Source organism: Delftia lacustris (assembly GCF_040267515.1).
GTDB classification, from domain to species: Bacteria; Pseudomonadota; Gammaproteobacteria; order Burkholderiales; family Burkholderiaceae_C; genus Comamonas; species Comamonas tsuruhatensis.
On the sequence record NZ_CP141274.1, the window covers coordinates 2287360 to 2302285 of the forward strand.

Annotated in this window: 8 protein-coding genes and 3 tRNA genes; all 11 read left to right on the plus strand. The window is 70.3% G+C overall.

Going from position 1 to position 14926, the window contains the following annotated elements:
* Nucleotides 1–16: 16 nt before the first annotated feature.
* Nucleotides 17–352 carry a P-II family nitrogen regulator gene (locus U6958_RS11740; RefSeq protein WP_016450797.1) on the plus strand — a complete coding sequence of 112 codons (336 nt, stop codon included), beginning with the start codon at nucleotides 17–19 and terminating at the stop codon, nucleotides 350–352.
* 126 nt (nucleotides 353–478) lie between these two features.
* Nucleotides 479–554: transfer RNA gene (locus U6958_RS11745), tRNA-Ala, on the plus strand.
* Nucleotides 555–592: 38 nt separating this feature from the next.
* Nucleotides 593–668 (plus strand) — tRNA-Glu (locus tag U6958_RS11750).
* Nucleotides 669–712: 44 nt separating this feature from the next.
* Nucleotides 713–789: transfer RNA gene (locus U6958_RS11755), tRNA-Asp, on the plus strand.
* 719 nt (nucleotides 790–1508) lie between these two features.
* The gene (locus tag U6958_RS11760; protein WP_074921437.1) at nucleotides 1509–2033 is read left to right on the plus strand and encodes a sigma-70 family RNA polymerase sigma factor; all 525 of its coding nucleotides are present in this window, start codon (nucleotides 1509–1511) and stop codon (nucleotides 2031–2033) included.
* Between the two features lie 151 nt (nucleotides 2034–2184).
* On the plus strand, nucleotides 2185–2466 hold the full coding sequence (locus U6958_RS11765; RefSeq protein WP_013801595.1) for an MbtH family NRPS accessory protein: 282 nt from the start codon (nucleotides 2185–2187) through the stop codon (nucleotides 2464–2466).
* 5 nt (nucleotides 2467–2471) lie between these two features.
* Nucleotides 2472–3215: a thioesterase II family protein gene (locus tag U6958_RS11770; protein ID WP_074921438.1), complete on the plus strand. Its 744-nt coding sequence runs from the start codon at nucleotides 2472–2474 to the stop codon at nucleotides 3213–3215.
* Nucleotides 3193–3882, plus strand: coding sequence for a 4'-phosphopantetheinyl transferase superfamily protein (locus U6958_RS11775; RefSeq protein ID WP_016450665.1), 690 nt, complete (start codon nucleotides 3193–3195; stop codon nucleotides 3880–3882). The genes U6958_RS11770 and U6958_RS11775 overlap by 23 nt, the downstream gene beginning before the upstream one ends.
* Entirely contained in the window at nucleotides 3879–4868 is a 990-nt protein-coding gene (locus U6958_RS11780; RefSeq protein WP_016450666.1) for a TauD/TfdA family dioxygenase, read from the plus strand. The genes U6958_RS11775 and U6958_RS11780 overlap by 4 nt, the downstream gene beginning before the upstream one ends.
* Before the next feature lie 20 nt (nucleotides 4869–4888).
* Nucleotides 4889–10249 (plus strand): non-ribosomal peptide synthetase, encoded by a 5361-nt coding sequence (locus tag U6958_RS11785; RefSeq protein WP_074921439.1) that lies wholly within the window; start codon nucleotides 4889–4891, stop codon nucleotides 10247–10249.
* The gene (locus U6958_RS11790) at nucleotides 10249–14916 is read left to right on the plus strand and encodes an SDR family NAD(P)-dependent oxidoreductase (RefSeq protein ID WP_016450668.1); all 4668 of its coding nucleotides are present in this window, start codon (nucleotides 10249–10251) and stop codon (nucleotides 14914–14916) included. The genes U6958_RS11785 and U6958_RS11790 overlap by 1 nt, the downstream gene beginning before the upstream one ends.
* The last annotated feature ends 10 nt before the right edge of the window (nucleotides 14917–14926 follow it).

Sequence of the window (14926 nt, forward strand, 5' to 3'; positions counted from 1 at the left end):
TGAAGGAGACACTGCAATGACCATGAAGGAAATCCGGGCCATCGTGCGCCCCAGCCGCCTGGAGCGCCTGCGCGACGCGCTGCGCGCCATTCCCAACTTCCCCGGCGTGACGCTGTTCCGTGCCGAGGGCTTCACGGCCCCGGCCGCCATCGACAAGCGCAGCGTGAAGGAGGAGTTGACCGACTTTTCCGACAAGATCATGGTCTGCGTGCTGGCCGAGGCATCCATGGTCGAGCCCATCCGCGCGGCCATCACCTCGGCCTGTCACTCGGGCCAGGTCGGCGACGGCCTGGTCTGGGTGGTGGACATCGCCGAGATCCACCGCATACGCGATGGGCAAAGCCTGGCCTGACCCGGGCTGCAGCAGGGCGCCGGAATGCAGGGCGACATAAAAAAGTCATGCATTCCGGAATTGCCCCAAAAACGCTGTGCTACAATTTTTGAATCGCAGCAACGAAGCAGTGCAACGTTGCAGCAAGGGGGTATAGCTCAGCTGGGAGAGCGCTTGCATGGCATGCAAGAGGTCATCGGTTCGATCCCGTTTACCTCCACCAAAAATTGAGACTTGAGTATTTACGCAAGTTCTAGGATTGACCCTATCGTCTAGAGGCCTAGGACATCACCCTTTCACGGTGAGTACCGGGGTTCGAATCCCCGTAGGGTCGCCAAGTTTGCAGCACTTGGCTCGCAAGAGCGCAAAAGTTGCCTGCCAGGAGTGGTAGTTCAGTTGGTTAGAATACCGGCCTGTCACGCCGGGGGTCGCGGGTTCGAGTCCCGTCCACTCCGCCAGATTCCTTGTGCAAACCGCCGCGTTTGCGCAGACAAGAAGCCACCGCAAGGTGGCTTTTTTTCGTCTGCAGTTTCGCTGCGGGCCGCGTCTCGATGGGGCCTGCCCAGTGCGATGGCAGGGGCCTGCGCTGCAGGCAGTTCCTGCTTCCATCCCGATGTATCGGGCATCACCAGTCCGTCATGATCCAGGCCCATCATCCACGGCGAGGGAAAGCCATGGTGATGCGATGCGCCATAGGCGATGCCTGCCGATTTTCCACAGCCGATAGCCGTGTCTCCGTTTGCACTGGCGGGACGTCTTCCAGGCAGGTGTGAGCAACCATTCCAGGCCCGGTCCTGTCGCTGGATTTGGTAATGCTTCTCATTTCAATGTTGGAAAACGTCAAAGGAGCGCCACTGCATGCCATGGTCCCGGTTCAAGTTTCAGCACGTCTGCAAGGCTGCACAGCCCTTGCCGATCCTGTTGCAGGACGCATGGATCCGGCGAGGGCGGCCGCCGCCCTGAGGCCGTCATGAGGCCGATCTAGGCCTGCCTCCCAAGTCACGCCGATGCGCATCGGCGCGCACTGATGCCCTGCGGTCAGCGGTTGTGCCTCCGCTTGCCGCCTGTGCCGAGTCCCGCTCCGCCCTATTGCACGGGCGGCATGCCGGCCGTCCATCGACCTGCGGTCGACATTTCCACTTGATGTTCTTGCCTAGCTTGCGAGAGGAACTGCATCGTGTCCTTGAATCACACACATTCTTCGCTGGAAGAGGTCTTTATTGCTTCGCGTGGACAGTTGGTGAGGGTCGCGCGAAGAATTCTCAGAAATCCCGAACTGGCCGACGAGGCCGTGCAGGACACCTATCTGCGCGTTGCCGAGATGCGCAGCGATGCCGAGATCGCCAGGCCCGCCGCCTACTGGACGCGCGCCGTCTGCAACATGGCGCTGGACTACCTGCGCCGCCAGGAGCGCGAGAACACCTACCGCACCCACGGCGTGGATGTGGAGACGCTGGAGATACCGGACGGCCGCTCGCCCGAGCGCAGCCTGTTCGAGTCCCAGGCCATACGCCTGATCGACCAGGCCCTTGACGAGGTGCCGCCCAAGACCCGCGAGACCTTCGAGCTGTACCGCATCAAGGGCCTCACCCAGCGCCAGATCGCCGAGCACATGGAGTGCGCGCTGGGCCTGGTGAACGCCAGGATTGCCGATGCCTGCAAGGCCATCCATGTCCACCGCTCGCTGCTGGACCGCCATTGAACGGTGCAGCCCGGCGCACGACCCGGAACCGGCGCGCACGCGGCGTGAACAGTTTCGGATCCGGAACGTCATGTTCAACAGAGGCGCAGTACCGGATCGCCGCGATCCGGAACTGGCCTCACCGATGTTCAACCGCATTAAGGACGCCTGCATGTCTACAAGCTGCTTCGACCGCGAAGACGAAACCTTCATCGTTCTGGTCAACCACGAGGAACAGTATTCCATCTGGCCGCACTGGAAGGCCGTGCCCGGCGGCTGGACCGCCGTGGAGGGCGTGAAGGGCGACAAGAAAACCGTGCTCGACTACGTGGACGCCACCTGGACCGACATGCGGCCCAAGTCGCTGCGCGTGTGGATGCAGCAGCAGGAACAGGCGGGCTCCGGCGCCGCGCGGCACAAGGCCGATACCGATACCGAAACCGCAGCGGGCTGACGCGCATGCACGCGCCGCTGACCCTGCTGTGCCTGCCGTGCGCAGGCGCCAGCGCCACCATGTACCTGCGCTGGCGCAGGCTGCTGCCCCACTGGATCCGCATTGCGCCGGTGGAGCTGCCGGGGCGGGGCAGCCGGCTGGGCGAGCCTGCGGTCGAGGACTTCGGGCAACTGGTCTCGCTGCTGTGCGCCGAGCAGCGCCAGGCCATGCGCGGCCGCTTTGCGCTGCTGGGCCACAGCATGGGCGCGCTGCTGGCCTTCGGCATGGCGCGGCAATTGCGCGAGCAGGGCAGGGAGCTGCCGCTGGCCCTGGTTACCTCGGGCAGCCCGGCACCGGCCTGCCGTGATCCCGAGCGCTTTGCGGGCAAGGGCGACGATGCGGCGCTGATTGCCGATCTGCGCAGGCAGGGCGGCACGCCCGAAGAGGTGTTTGGCAGCCCCGAGCTCATGCGCATCACGCTGGATGTGCTGGGGTCCGACTACCGCGTCTGCGAGAGCTTCGGCCATGTGCCCGCTGCGGGCCTGCCGCTGCCGGTGCACGTCTTTGCGGGGCGGCAGGACGACATCGAGGCGCCCCGCGTCCAGGCCTGGTCGCAGGAGGCCGCCGGGGCCTTCACGCTGGACTGGTTCGAGGGCGGGCATTTCTTCATCAGGCAGCGCGAAGGCGATGTGCTGGCCGTGCTGGAGCAGCGCCTGGCCGGGTCCCAGTCACTCCAGGGGGAAATCCATGCAGCTCGTGTCCGTGCGTGAGGCCATGAGCCAGGGCATCGAGGTCTTCAGGCTGGACCTGGACCTGTCGGCCGAGCTGAGCGACAGCCTGCCGCACCTGACCCCCGAGGAGCGCGGTCGCGCCGCGCGCTTCGTGCGGGCCGCCGACCGGCTGCGCTTCGCACAGACGCGCGCTGCCACGCGGCGGCTGCTGGGGCGCAGGCTGGGCTGCTGCCCGGCCGATGTGCCCCTGGCCATCGGCACGCACGGCAAGCCTTTCGTGGATGACGAGCCGCACAGGGCGCCTGTGTTCAACGTCTCGCATTCGGGCGGCCATGCGCTGATCGCGCTGGCCGACCCCGGTGGCGTGCTGCACCTGGGCGTGGACATCGAGCAGCACAAGCCCGACCTCGATGCCGAGGTCATGCTCGATGCCGTCTGCACCGACCAGGAACGCGCCAGCGTGCGCCGTGCGCCTGATCGGCTGGCGGCCTTCTACCAGCGCTGGGTGGGCAAGGAAGCCGTGCTCAAGGCCATCGGCATTGGCGTGGCCGAGCACCTGCGCTCCATCGGCATCAGCCCGGGAGGGGACGGACGGCTGGCCATCGCCTGCGCGGTTCCCGACTGGAATGGTTTTCAAGCGATGGCGCTTCCAGCGCCGCCGGGCTACGCGGCAGCTCTTGCGTGGCGCACCAAGGAATCGACATGAACGAAACCCTCCAGCGCTTCGAGCGCAAGGCCCCCGCGGGCTCGCTGCTTCCCCAGCTCATCACGCCCGCCCAGCCGGGCCAGGACCTGCTGGCCGCGCTGCCGCCGCTGCGTCGCGACATCGACGAGGCGCTGCTGACCACGGGCGGCGTGCTGCTGCGCGGCTTTGGCGTGCCCGATGTGGAGACCTTCCAGCGCTTCGCCTCGGCCTTCGGCCACCCGCTGCTCAAGTACGAATTCGCCTCCACGCCGCGCAGCGCGGTCGAGGCCTCCAGCGGCGCGGGCGTCTACACCTCCACCGAATACCCGGCCCACCAGAGCATTCCGCTGCACAACGAGCAGGCCTACACGCGCGAGTGGCCCATGAAGATCTGGTTCCACTGCGTCACCGCCTCGCCCGAGGGCGGCGAGACGCCGATTGCCGACAGCCGTGCGGTCTACCGCCGCATTCCGGCGCGCATCCGCGAGCTGTTCGAGCCCGGAATTCTGTACGTGCGCAACTTCGGCGAGATGGACGTGCCCTGGCAGAAGGTCTTCAACACCGAAAGCCGCGCCGAGGTCGAGGCCTTCTGCCGCCATGCGCGCATGGACTGGGAGTGGAAGGAGGACGACGGCCTGCGCACACGCCAGCTGTGCCAGGCCATGGAGAGCCACCCCGTCACGGGCGAGATGGTCTGGTTCAACCAGGCCCACCTGTTCCACATCTCGGCGCGCGAGCCCGAGGAGCGCGAGGTGCTGGAGGAGGTCTACGGCATCGAGAACCTGCCGCGCAACACCTTCTTCGCCGACGGCTCCACCATCGGCGACGACATCTTCGCCGAGGTGCGCGCCGCGCTGGATGCCGAGACCGTCAGCTTCCCCTGGGAGCAGGGCGACGTGCTGATGCTGGACAACATGCTCGTGGCCCATGCGCGCTCTCCCTTCAAGGGGCCGCGCAAGGTCATCGTCGCCATGGCCGAGCCGCGCAGCAATCTGGACCGTTTCTGAGAACCCGGGAGGCAGCTGACATGCTGAGTGGACAAAGTGCAATCGCGGCAGCAGGCCAGGCGCCGGCCAGCCTGGTCGAGCATCTGAGGGGCCTGGCGCAGCAGCGGCCCGACGACATCTGGCTCACCGTGGCCGCCGTGCAGGACGGCCGCGTGGTCGAGCGCAGCCACAGCTATGGCGAGTTCGACCGCCGCGTGCGCGCGCTGGCCGCCCGGCTGCAGCAGCTGTGCCCCGTGGGCGCGCGCGCCCTGGTGATGATGGACAACGACGAGCACTACGCCGCCAGCATGCTGGCCTGCTTCTACGCTGGCGTGATCGCCGTGCCGGTGCCGCCGCTGGAATCGCTGCGCGTGCAGCACCTGGAGCGGCTGCTGGGCATCGTGGGCGACGCGGATGCGGCCTGCGTGATCAGCACGGCCGAAGTGATGCAGGCCCTGCCCGGCGCCGATGCGCGCTTTGCCGGCATTGCCGCCGTGGCCGCCGACCAGGTGGACCTGGCCGATGCCGACGCCTGGCGGCCCCATGCGCCGGCTGCCGACGACATCGCCTTCCTGCAATACACCTCGGGCTCCACCTCGGCGCCCAAGGGCGTGATGGTCAGCCACGGCAACCTCATCGCCAACGAGGCCGCCATCCAGCAGCGCATGGACATCGGCGCGGGCGACCGCTTCATGTCCTGGGCGCCGCTGTACCACGACATGGGCCTGATCGGCGGACTGCTGCAGCCGCTGTACAGCGGGCTGCCGCTGGTGCTGACCTCGCCGCGCCTCTTCCTGGAAAGCCCCGTGCGCTGGCTGGAGCTGATCTCGCGCCACCGCGCCACCATCAGCGGCGGCCCCGACTTCGCCTACCGCATGTGCCTGGAACGCATCAAGCCGTCGCAGCTGGCGCAGCTGGACCTGTCGAGCTGGCGGCTGGCCTACACCGGCGCCGAGCCCGTGCGTGCCGACACCGTCACGGCCTTCGCGCAGCGCTTTGCCGCCTGCGGGCTGCGGCCCGACGCGGCCTATGCCTGCTACGGCCTGGCCGAAGCCACCCTGTTCATCACCGGCGGCAGTTGCGGCGCAGGCGCCACGATCACGTCCTTCGATACCGAGGCCCTGGGCCAGGGCAGGGCCGTGGAAAGCCCCGGCGCCTCGCAGACCACCGCGCTGGTGGGCTGCGGCCCTGCCGTTCCCGGCCATGCGGTGAACATCGTCGATCCGCACAGCCTGCAGGTGCTGGAGCCCGGCCGCGTGGGCGAGATCTGGGCGCACGGCCCCAGCATCAGCCAGGGCTACTGGGGCAAGCCGCAGCAAACGCAGCAGGCCTTTGTCGAGCATGCAGGCCGGCGCTGGCTGCGCACGGGCGACCTGGGCTTCGTGCATGCTGGCCAGGTCCATGTGGCGGGCCGCATCAAGGACCTGATCATCGTGCGCGGGCACAACCTCTACCCGCAGGACATCGAGCGCGTGGTCGAGGCCGAGGTAGAAGCCGTGCGCAAGGGACGCGTGGCCGCGTTTGCGGTGGACATCGATGGCCGGGAGGGCATAGGCATTGCTGCCGAAGTCTCGTTCGGCATGCAAAAGCTGGTGCCGGCCCAGGCCCTGGTCGATGCCCTGAGCACCGCCGTGGGCGCGCAGTGCGGCGAGGCACCCACGGTGATCGTGCTGCTCAACCCCGGCGCCTTGCCCCGCACCTCCAGCGGCAAGCTGCAGCGCGCAGCCTGCCGCCAGGGCTGGTCCGCGCGCACGCTGGATGCCTGGGCCGTGTTCGAGTCGGGCCGCTTCGCGGACGGCGGCAGCCAGGCACCGCAGGAGGCGGGCGCGGCAGATCCCACCACAGGCACGCTGGCCGGCCTGTGGCGCGAAGTGCTCGGTGGCGATGCCCTGCACAAGCCGGCCGGCGAGGCCAACTTCTTCGCGCAAGGCGGCAACTCCCTGGCCGCCGTGCGGCTGGCTGCGCGCATCTGCCGGCAATGGTCCCTGGCGTATCCGGCCGGGCGGGTCTTCGAGCACCCGCGGCTGCGCGACCAGGCGCAGGACATCGACCGGCTGTGCCAACAGCGGCAGCCGGGCACGGCGCTGCAGCGCATTGCCCCGCTGGCCGAGGCCCGCCGCGCCATGCCCCTGCCGCTGACGCCGGCCCAGCAGCGCCAATGGTTTCTCTGGAAGATGGATACGCGCAGCACGGCCTACCACGTGCAGGGCGCCTTGCGCATCACCGGGCCGCTGGATGCAGGCGCCCTGCGTGCGGCCGTGCAGGGCCTGGCCGAAAGGCACGGTTCGCTGCGCACGGTATTCAACGCCCGGCCCGATGGGGAGGTCGAGCAGCGCCTGGACCCCCAGGGCAGGCTGGAGCTGCAGTGGCTGGATGCCGTGCAGGCCGCGCAGGGCAAGCCCGCGCAGCGCGAGGAGCACGCCGCCCAATGGCTGCAGGCGCTGTGCGCCCAGCCCTTTGATCTGCAGCAGGGGCCGCTGGCCCGGGCTGGCCTGGTGCGGCTGCAGGCCCATGAGCACATCCTGGCGCTGGTGATGCACCACATCGTCTCCGACGGCGCCTCCATGCAGATCCTGCTGGACGATCTGGCGGCGCTGTATGCCGGCGCCCCGGACAGCGGCCCGGCGCTGCAGTATGTGGACTACGCCGTCTGGCAGCGGGAGCAGGCTCAGCAGGCCCAGCAAGGCCAGCAGGCCTCGCTGGCCTACTGGCTGGAACGGTTGCAGGTGCCTCCAGGCGAGGCCCAGCCTGTGCTGGCCCTGCCTACCGACCATCCGCGCCAGGCGCTGGCACGCTATCGTGCGGGGCGGCACAGCTTCGAGCTGCCCGGCGCGACCTTGCAGGCACTGCGCGCGCAGGCCCGCCAGCAGGCAGACACGCTCTTCACGCTGCTGCTGGCAGGATGGCAGGCGCTGCTGTACCGCTACACGGGCCAGGAGGACATCCGCGTCGGCGTGCCCGTAGCCAACCGCGCGCATGCCGACCTGCAGGGCGTGGTCGGCTTTTTCGTCAACACCCTGGTGCTGCGCAACCGCATCGACGGGCGCATGCGCCTGTCCGAGGTGCTGCAGCAGGCCCGCGAGGCGGCGCAGGGCGCCCAGGCCCACCACGCGCTGCCGTTCGAGCAGCTGGTGGAGGCGCTGCAGCCGCAGCGCAGCCTGGCGCACAGCCCCTTGTTCCAGGTGCTGTTCAACCATCTGGTGGAGGACTGGCACGCGCTGCAGCAGGTGCCGGGCTGGACGGTGGCCGGCCAGCCGCTGGCGGCCGCAGATGCACAGTTCGAGCTGACCGTGGAAGTGCGCGAGCGCTCCGACGGCGGCCTGGGCATCAGCCTGGTCTATGCCCGCGAGCTGTTCGAGCCGGGCAGCATGCAGCGCCTGGCCGCCCACTATGCGGCCATGCTGGACGCACTGGCGCGCCAGCCCCAATGTGCCGTGGACGAGGTGCCGCTGCTGGGTCCCGACGAACGCCAGCAACTGGCGGCCTGGAGCTGCAATGACCAGGTCCTGCACGGCGGCGACATCGTGCACCGCCGCTTCGAGCAGCAGGTGGCGCGCAGCCCCGATGCCCCGGCCCTGTGCCTGGGCGAGGCCACGCTGGGCTACTCCGAGCTCAATGCGCGCGCCAACCGGCTGGCGCATCACCTGATCGCATCGGGCGTGCGGCCCGGCGTGCCGGTGGGCATTGCCATGGAGCGCTCCATCGAGATGGTCGTGGGGCTGCTGGCCATCATGAAGGCCGGCGCGGCCTATGTGCCCATCGACCCCGAGCACCCGGCCGACCGCATCGCCTACATGCTGGAGGACAGCGGCGTGTCCCTGGTGCTGGTGCAGCCGCAGGTGCGTGACCGCCTGCCGGCCAACTGCAGTGCCCAATGGGTCGATGTGCCGGGCCTGGCGTCCCGGCTGCAGGACATGCCGGCCCACAACCCGGCCGTTGCCCTGCATGGCGACAGCCTGGTCTATGTCATCTACACCTCGGGCTCCACGGGCCGGCCCAAGGGCGCGGCCAACCGCCACCGTTCGCTGTGCAACCGCCTGGCCTGGGGGCAGATGCACCAGCCGCTGGGCCCGGGCGACACGGTGCTGCAGAAAACGCCCTTCGGCTTCGACATCTCCTTCTGGGAATTCTTCTGGCCGCTGACCACCGGCGCACGCCTGGCGCTGGCCGCCCCCGGCGACCACCGCGATCCCCGGCGCCTGGCCGAGCTGATAGCGCGCCACCAGGTCAGCACCATCCACTTCGTGCCGTCCATGCTGCAGGCCTTCATGGCGCACCCGGCGGCCACCACCTGCCAGGGGCTGCAGCGCATCATCTGCAGCGGCGAGGCCCTGTCCGCCGGATTGCAGGCGGCCGTGCTGCAGGCCTTCCCCGGCACCCGCCTGCTCAATCTCTACGGCCCCACGGAGGCGGCCATCGAGGTCACCTGGTGGGACTGCCGGGACGAGGGCGCGTTGTCCGTGCCCATAGGCCGCCCCGTGGCCGGGCTGCGCACCCATGTGCTGGATGCCGCGCTCAACGAGGTGCCGCGCGGCGTGGCCGGCGAGCTGTATCTGGGCGGTGTGGGCCTGGCGCGCGGCTACTGGCGGCGGCCGGGCCTGAGCGCCGAGCGCTTTGTCGCCGATCCCGCCAGCCGCACGGGCGAGCGCCTGTACCGCACGGGCGACCTGGTGCGCTGGCGCGGCGACGGCCAGATCGACTACCTGGGCCGCGTGGACCACCAGGTGAAGATCCGCGGCTTTCGCATCGAGCTGGCCGAGGTGGAGGCGCAACTGCTGGCCCACCCCGCCGTGCGCGAGGCCGTGGTGGTGGCCCGCCAGGCGGCCGACGGCGCGCGGCTGGCCGCCTTTGTCTCGGTGCAGCAGGGGCAGTGCCTGGACATGGCCGCGCTGCGCAGCGCGCTGGCCGCGGCCTTGCCCGACTACATGCTGCCCTCGTCCATCACCGTGCTGGATGCCTTGCCGCTGAACGCCAATGGCAAGGTGGACCGCAAGGCGCTGCCCGAGGCGCCCGCCCTGCCGGCCCTGGAGCACCAGGCCTACGAGCCGCCCGAAGGCGGCGTGGCCGCGACCATTGCCGCCCTCTGGACCCAGGTGCTGGGCGTGGAGCGCATAGGCGCCAGCGACAACTTCTTCGACCTGGGCGGGCATTCGCTGCAGCTCATCCGCGTGCATGGCCTGCTGGAGTCGCGGCTGGGCCGGGAGCTGTCCCTGGTCGATCTCTTCAAGCACCCCACGGTGTCGGCCCTGGCGCGGCGCATCGAGCAAGGAGCAGATGGCGATGGCGGGGGCGACGGTGACGGCGCCGCGCAGGCGGCCGCCGCCCGGGACGGCATGGACGCGGCCCAGCGCCGCCGCGAGGCGCTGCTGCAGCGCAAGCGCCACATCGAAAGGACCCTCTGATGTCTTCTTCCTCCGAAACCACCGGCCTGGAGATCGCCGTCATCGGCATGGCCGGGCGCTTTCCGGGCGCCGACGACATCGACCGCTTCTGGGCCAACATCCGTGACGGCGTCGAGTCCGTGAAGCGCTACAGCGACGATGAGCTGCGCGCCCTGGGCGTGCCCCAGGCCCTGCTGGACGATGCCGGCTACGTGAAGGCCGGCGTGCCGCTGGCCGGCATGGACCTCTTCGATGCCGACTTCTTCGGCTATACCCCGCGCGATGCCGAGCAGCTGGACCCGCAGCACCGCCTTTTCCTGGAATGCGCGTGGCAGGCGCTGGAGCATGCGGGCTACGAGGGCCGGCGCTATCCCGGCGCCATCGGCGTGTATGCGGGCACGGGCGCCAGCGTCTACCTGATGCGCCATCTGCTGCCCCGCCATGCGCCGGGCCCTGGCGCCCAGGTCGCCGACCTGCTGGGCCTGATGAGCGGCAACATGGCCGATGCCCTGGCCACGCGCGTGGCCTACAAGCTGGACCTGCGCGGCCCGGCCGTCACCGTGCAGACGGCCTGCTCGACCTCGCTGATGGCCGTGCACACCGCCTGCCAGGCGCTGCTGGGCCATGAATGCGCCATGGCGCTGGCCGGGGGCGTCTCGCTCAACCTGCTGCAAAACGGCGGCTACCGCTACCAGGCCGGCGCCATCTTCTCGCCGGACGGGCATTGCCGCGCCTTCGATGCCCAGGCCGCAGGCACGCTGCAGGGCAGCGGCGCGGGCATTGTGGTGCTCAAGCGCCTGGACGATGCGCTGCGCGACGGCGACACCATCCACGCCGTCATCCTGGCCAGCGCCGCCAACAACGATGGCGCAGACAAGGTGGGCTTCACGGCGCCCGGCGTCAACGGCCAGGCCGCCGTGGTCCGCGCGGCGCAGGCCCTGGCGGGCGTGCCGGCCGACACCATCGGCTATGTGGAAGCCCATGGCACGGGCACGGCGCTGGGCGACCCCATCGAGATCGCGGCGCTGACCCAGGCCTTTCGCGCCAGCACGCAGCGCAGGGGCTACTGCGCCATCGGCTCGGTGAAGACCAATATCGGCCATCTCGATGCGGCCGCCGGTGTTACGGGCCTGATCAAGGCGGTGCTCTCGCTCAGGCATGCCACCTTGCCGCCGAGCCTGCATTTCGAGCGGCCGCATCCGCAGATCGACTTCGAGCGCAGTCCCTTCCATGTCAACACCGTGGCCAGGCCCTGGCCCCAGGCGGCCACGCCGCGCCGCGCGGGCGTGAGCGCCTTCGGCATTGGCGGCACCAATGTCCATGTGGTGCTGCAGGAGGCTGCTGTGGCGGGTACCGCCGGCGCAGCGCCGCAGGCTGGCCCGGACAGGGCCTGGCAGGTGCTGCCGCTTTCGGCACGCAGCCCCCGTGCGCTGGATGAGTCGGCGCGCCGCCTGGCTGCCCATCTGCAGCAGGCCGGCAGCGGCCTGTCGCTGGACGATGTGGCCCACACCCTGCAGCAGGGCCGCCGCGCCTTCGGCCATCGCCGTGCCGTGGTGGCCGACGGCATGGGCATGGCGGTGGAGGGCCTGCACCTCGCTGCTGCTGCTTCTGCTGCGCCGCCAGGCCAGGCCACCGAGGTGCCGGCACAGCCGCCCGGCGTGGTTTTTCTTTTCCCGGGCGGGGGCGTGCAGCACGCCAACATGGGCCTGGACCTGTACCGCGACGGCGGTGTGTTCCGGCAGGAGGTGGACCGCTGCTGCGAGCTGCTGCAGGCCGAAACAGGCTGGGACCTGCGCCAGTGGCTGTTCCCCGCCCCGGGTGAAGAGGTGGAGGCCGACGCGGCGCTGTCCGCCATGGACAAGGCCCAGCCGGCACTGTTCGTGATCGGCTATGCGCTGGCCCGGATGTGGATGGCGCGCGGCGTGCAGCCCGTGTCCATGCTGGGCCACAGCCTGGGCGAGTATGTGGCGGCCTGCCTGGCCGGCGTGTTCGAGCTGCCGCATGCCCTGCGCATCGTGGCGGCGCGCGGCCGCCTGCTGCAGTCGCTGCCGCAGGGCGCCATGACCTCGGTGCCCCTGGCCGAGGCCGAGCTGCAATCGCTGCTGGATGCGGGCTGCGACCTGGGTGCCGTCAACGGCGAACGCCTGTGCGTGCTGTCCGGCCCGCTGGCCGCCATCGAGGCGGCCGAAGGGGCGCTGCGCGCGCGCGACATCACCGCCCGCCGGCTGCACATTGCCGTGGCCTCGCACTCGGCCATGACCGAGCCCCTGCTGGCGCAGCTGGAGCAGGTGGTGGCCAGCGTGTCCCGGCATGCGCCGCGCCTGGCCTTCATCTCCAGCGTGACCGGCAAGCCCATCACGGCCGAGCAGGCCATGAACCCCGCCTACTGGGCCGGCCACCTGCGCCATACCGTGCGCTTTGCGGACGGGCTGGACGAGCTGCTGAGCGTGCCGGGCCGCGTGCTGCTGGAGGTGGGACCCGGCCAGGCCCTTGCCGCCCTGGCTCGCCAGCACCCGCGCGCCGCCACGGCGGCCGGCATCTGGCCCAGCCAGGCCCATCCCCAGCAGACCGCACGCAGCGCGCAACTGCTGGCGCAGGCCGTTGCCGGACTGTGGTGCGCGGGCGTGGACATCGACTGGACTGCCTGCCGGGGCGGGCGGCCAGGCCGGCGCGTGCCGTTGCCGACCTATGCCTTCCAGCGCCGCTCTTTCTGGGTGCAGGCGGCGGGGCAGGGTGGCGATGCACCGAAAGCGGCAGGCGCGGCAGGCCCCTCGGCGACCGCGGGTCCGTTCTACGCCGCCGCCTGGCAGCGCAGTCCTCTGCAGTTGGCGGCAGGCACCGCTGCCGCCGCAGCCCAGGTGGCCCTGGTGTTTGGCGACGGCAGTGCCACGGCCGAGGCCCTGGTGCACGCATTGCGCGCGCAGGGCGCCGATGTGGTCTGCGTGGAAGCGGGCGCCGCCCCCGCCTGCCTGGCCCCGGGCCGGCATGCCGTGCGCCCCGGCGAGCGCCGCGATTGCGAGGACTTGCTCGATGCGGTGCAGGCGCAGTTCGGCCCCGTGGGCGCCATCTACCACCTGTGGGCCATGGACGCGGCCGCCCCTGCGCCGCTGGAGCGCGGCTTTCACAGCGTGCTGGCCCTGGCGCAGGCGCTGGAGGCCCGTGCGCACGGCGCTGGAGGCCCGCGCACACGGCGGCTGCTGCTGGTGGCCGCAGGCGGTTCGGAAGATGTGACCGGAGCGGAAGCGCTGAACCCCGAGATGGCCGCCGTCTTTCCGCTGTGCAAGGCGATAGGGCAGGAATGCCCGTCCATCGACTGCCGTTTCGTCGATGTGGTGCAGGCGGGTTCGCCCGCAATGCAGGCCCGGCTGGCGCGCCAGCTGCTGGACGAAGCCCGCGCGCCGCATGGGCTACGCGCGGCCGACACGGCCATCGCCCTGCGCGGTACCCACCGCTGGCGCAAGACCTACGAGCCCCTGCAATGGCAGGACGCCGCGGCGCCGCGCCTGCGCAGGCAGGGCGTGTACCTGATCACGGGCGGCCTGGGCGGCGTGGGCCTGGCGCTGGCCCGGCATCTGGCCGCGCACTGGCAGGCCCGCCTGGTGCTGCTGGGCCGCACGGCGCTGCCAGCACGCAGCCAATGGGAGGCGCTGGCCGCCGATGACGGGCAGCCGAGCACCCTGCGCCAGCAACTGCTGCAATTGCTGGCCCTGGAGGCCGAGGGCGCCCAGGTGCTGACCCTGGCCGCCGATGTGGCCGACGCCGCGCAGATGCAGGCGGCGCTGGCGCAGGCGCACCAGCGCTTTGGCGCGCTGCATGGCGTGGTCCATGCCGCAGGCCATGCCGACAGCGGCATGCTGGCCACCCGCACGCGGGACGGCGTGGAGCGCACGTTCGCCCCCAAGCTGCGCGGCACCCGGCTGCTGCTGGACCTGCTGGGCACGCAGGGCACGCTGGACATGCAGGCGCCGGACTTCGTGCTGCTGTGCTCGTCCATCTCCAGCCTCACCGCAGGCCTGGGCAAGAGCGACTACGCCGCCGCCAATGCCTGCATGGATGCACTGGCGGCACTGGCCAGCCGCCAGCGCGCCTGGCCCGTCATCTCCGTGGACTGGGACGCCTGGCGTGACCTGGGCATGGCCGCCGGCATGCGCATTCCCGAGGGCATAGGCTGGAGCGGCGCAGAAGCGGCAGCGGTGTTCGAGCGCATCGTCAACGGCGATGTGCCGCACCAGGTGGTCATCTCCACCACCGACCTGCGGCAGCGCCTGGGCGAGATCGATGCCGGGCTGGTGGATGCGCTGGCAGAACCTGCCGCCGAAGCCGTCGCCGAACCTGCCAACGGATCGCAGGCCCGTGGCGGCCATCCGCGCCCGGCGCTGCAGACCGCCTACGTCGCGGCCGAAGGCGAGCTGCAGCAGGCCCTGGCCGCGCTGTGGACCGACATGCTGGGCATTGCCCCGGTGGGCGTGGACGACAACCTGTTCGAGCTGGGCGGCGACTCGCTGCTGGCCCTGCAGATCCTGGGCCGCGTGAAAAAGCGCTTTGGTGTCGAACTGCACCCTGCGGCCTTCTTCAAGGCCCCCACCGTCGGCGAGCTGGCCGTGCTGGTGGAGACCCGGCTGATCGAGGAGATCGAGGCCACCGTTACCGATGAAGGCGATGCCCTTGCCGCCTTCGCATCTGCGTGAGAAGACCACC

Excerpts from the sequence above, each read along its gene's own strand:
- U6958_RS11790 (WP_016450668.1), top strand. The coding sequence starts at position 10,249 with ATGTCTTCTTCCTCCGAAACCACCGGCCTGGAGATCGCCGTCATCGGC.
- U6958_RS11740 (WP_016450797.1), top strand. The coding sequence starts at position 17 with ATGACCATGAAGGAAATCCGGGCCATCGTGCGCCCCAGCCGCCTGGAG.
- U6958_RS11775 (WP_016450665.1), top strand. The coding sequence starts at position 3,193 with ATGCAGCTCGTGTCCGTGCGTGAGGCCATGAGCCAGGGCATCGAGGTC.
- U6958_RS11780 (WP_016450666.1), top strand. The coding sequence starts at position 3,879 with ATGAACGAAACCCTCCAGCGCTTCGAGCGCAAGGCCCCCGCGGGCTCG.
- U6958_RS11770 (WP_074921438.1), top strand. The coding sequence starts at position 2,472 with ATGCACGCGCCGCTGACCCTGCTGTGCCTGCCGTGCGCAGGCGCCAGC.
- U6958_RS11785 (WP_074921439.1), top strand. The coding sequence starts at position 4,889 with ATGCTGAGTGGACAAAGTGCAATCGCGGCAGCAGGCCAGGCGCCGGCC.
- U6958_RS11765 (WP_013801595.1), top strand. The coding sequence starts at position 2,185 with ATGTCTACAAGCTGCTTCGACCGCGAAGACGAAACCTTCATCGTTCTG.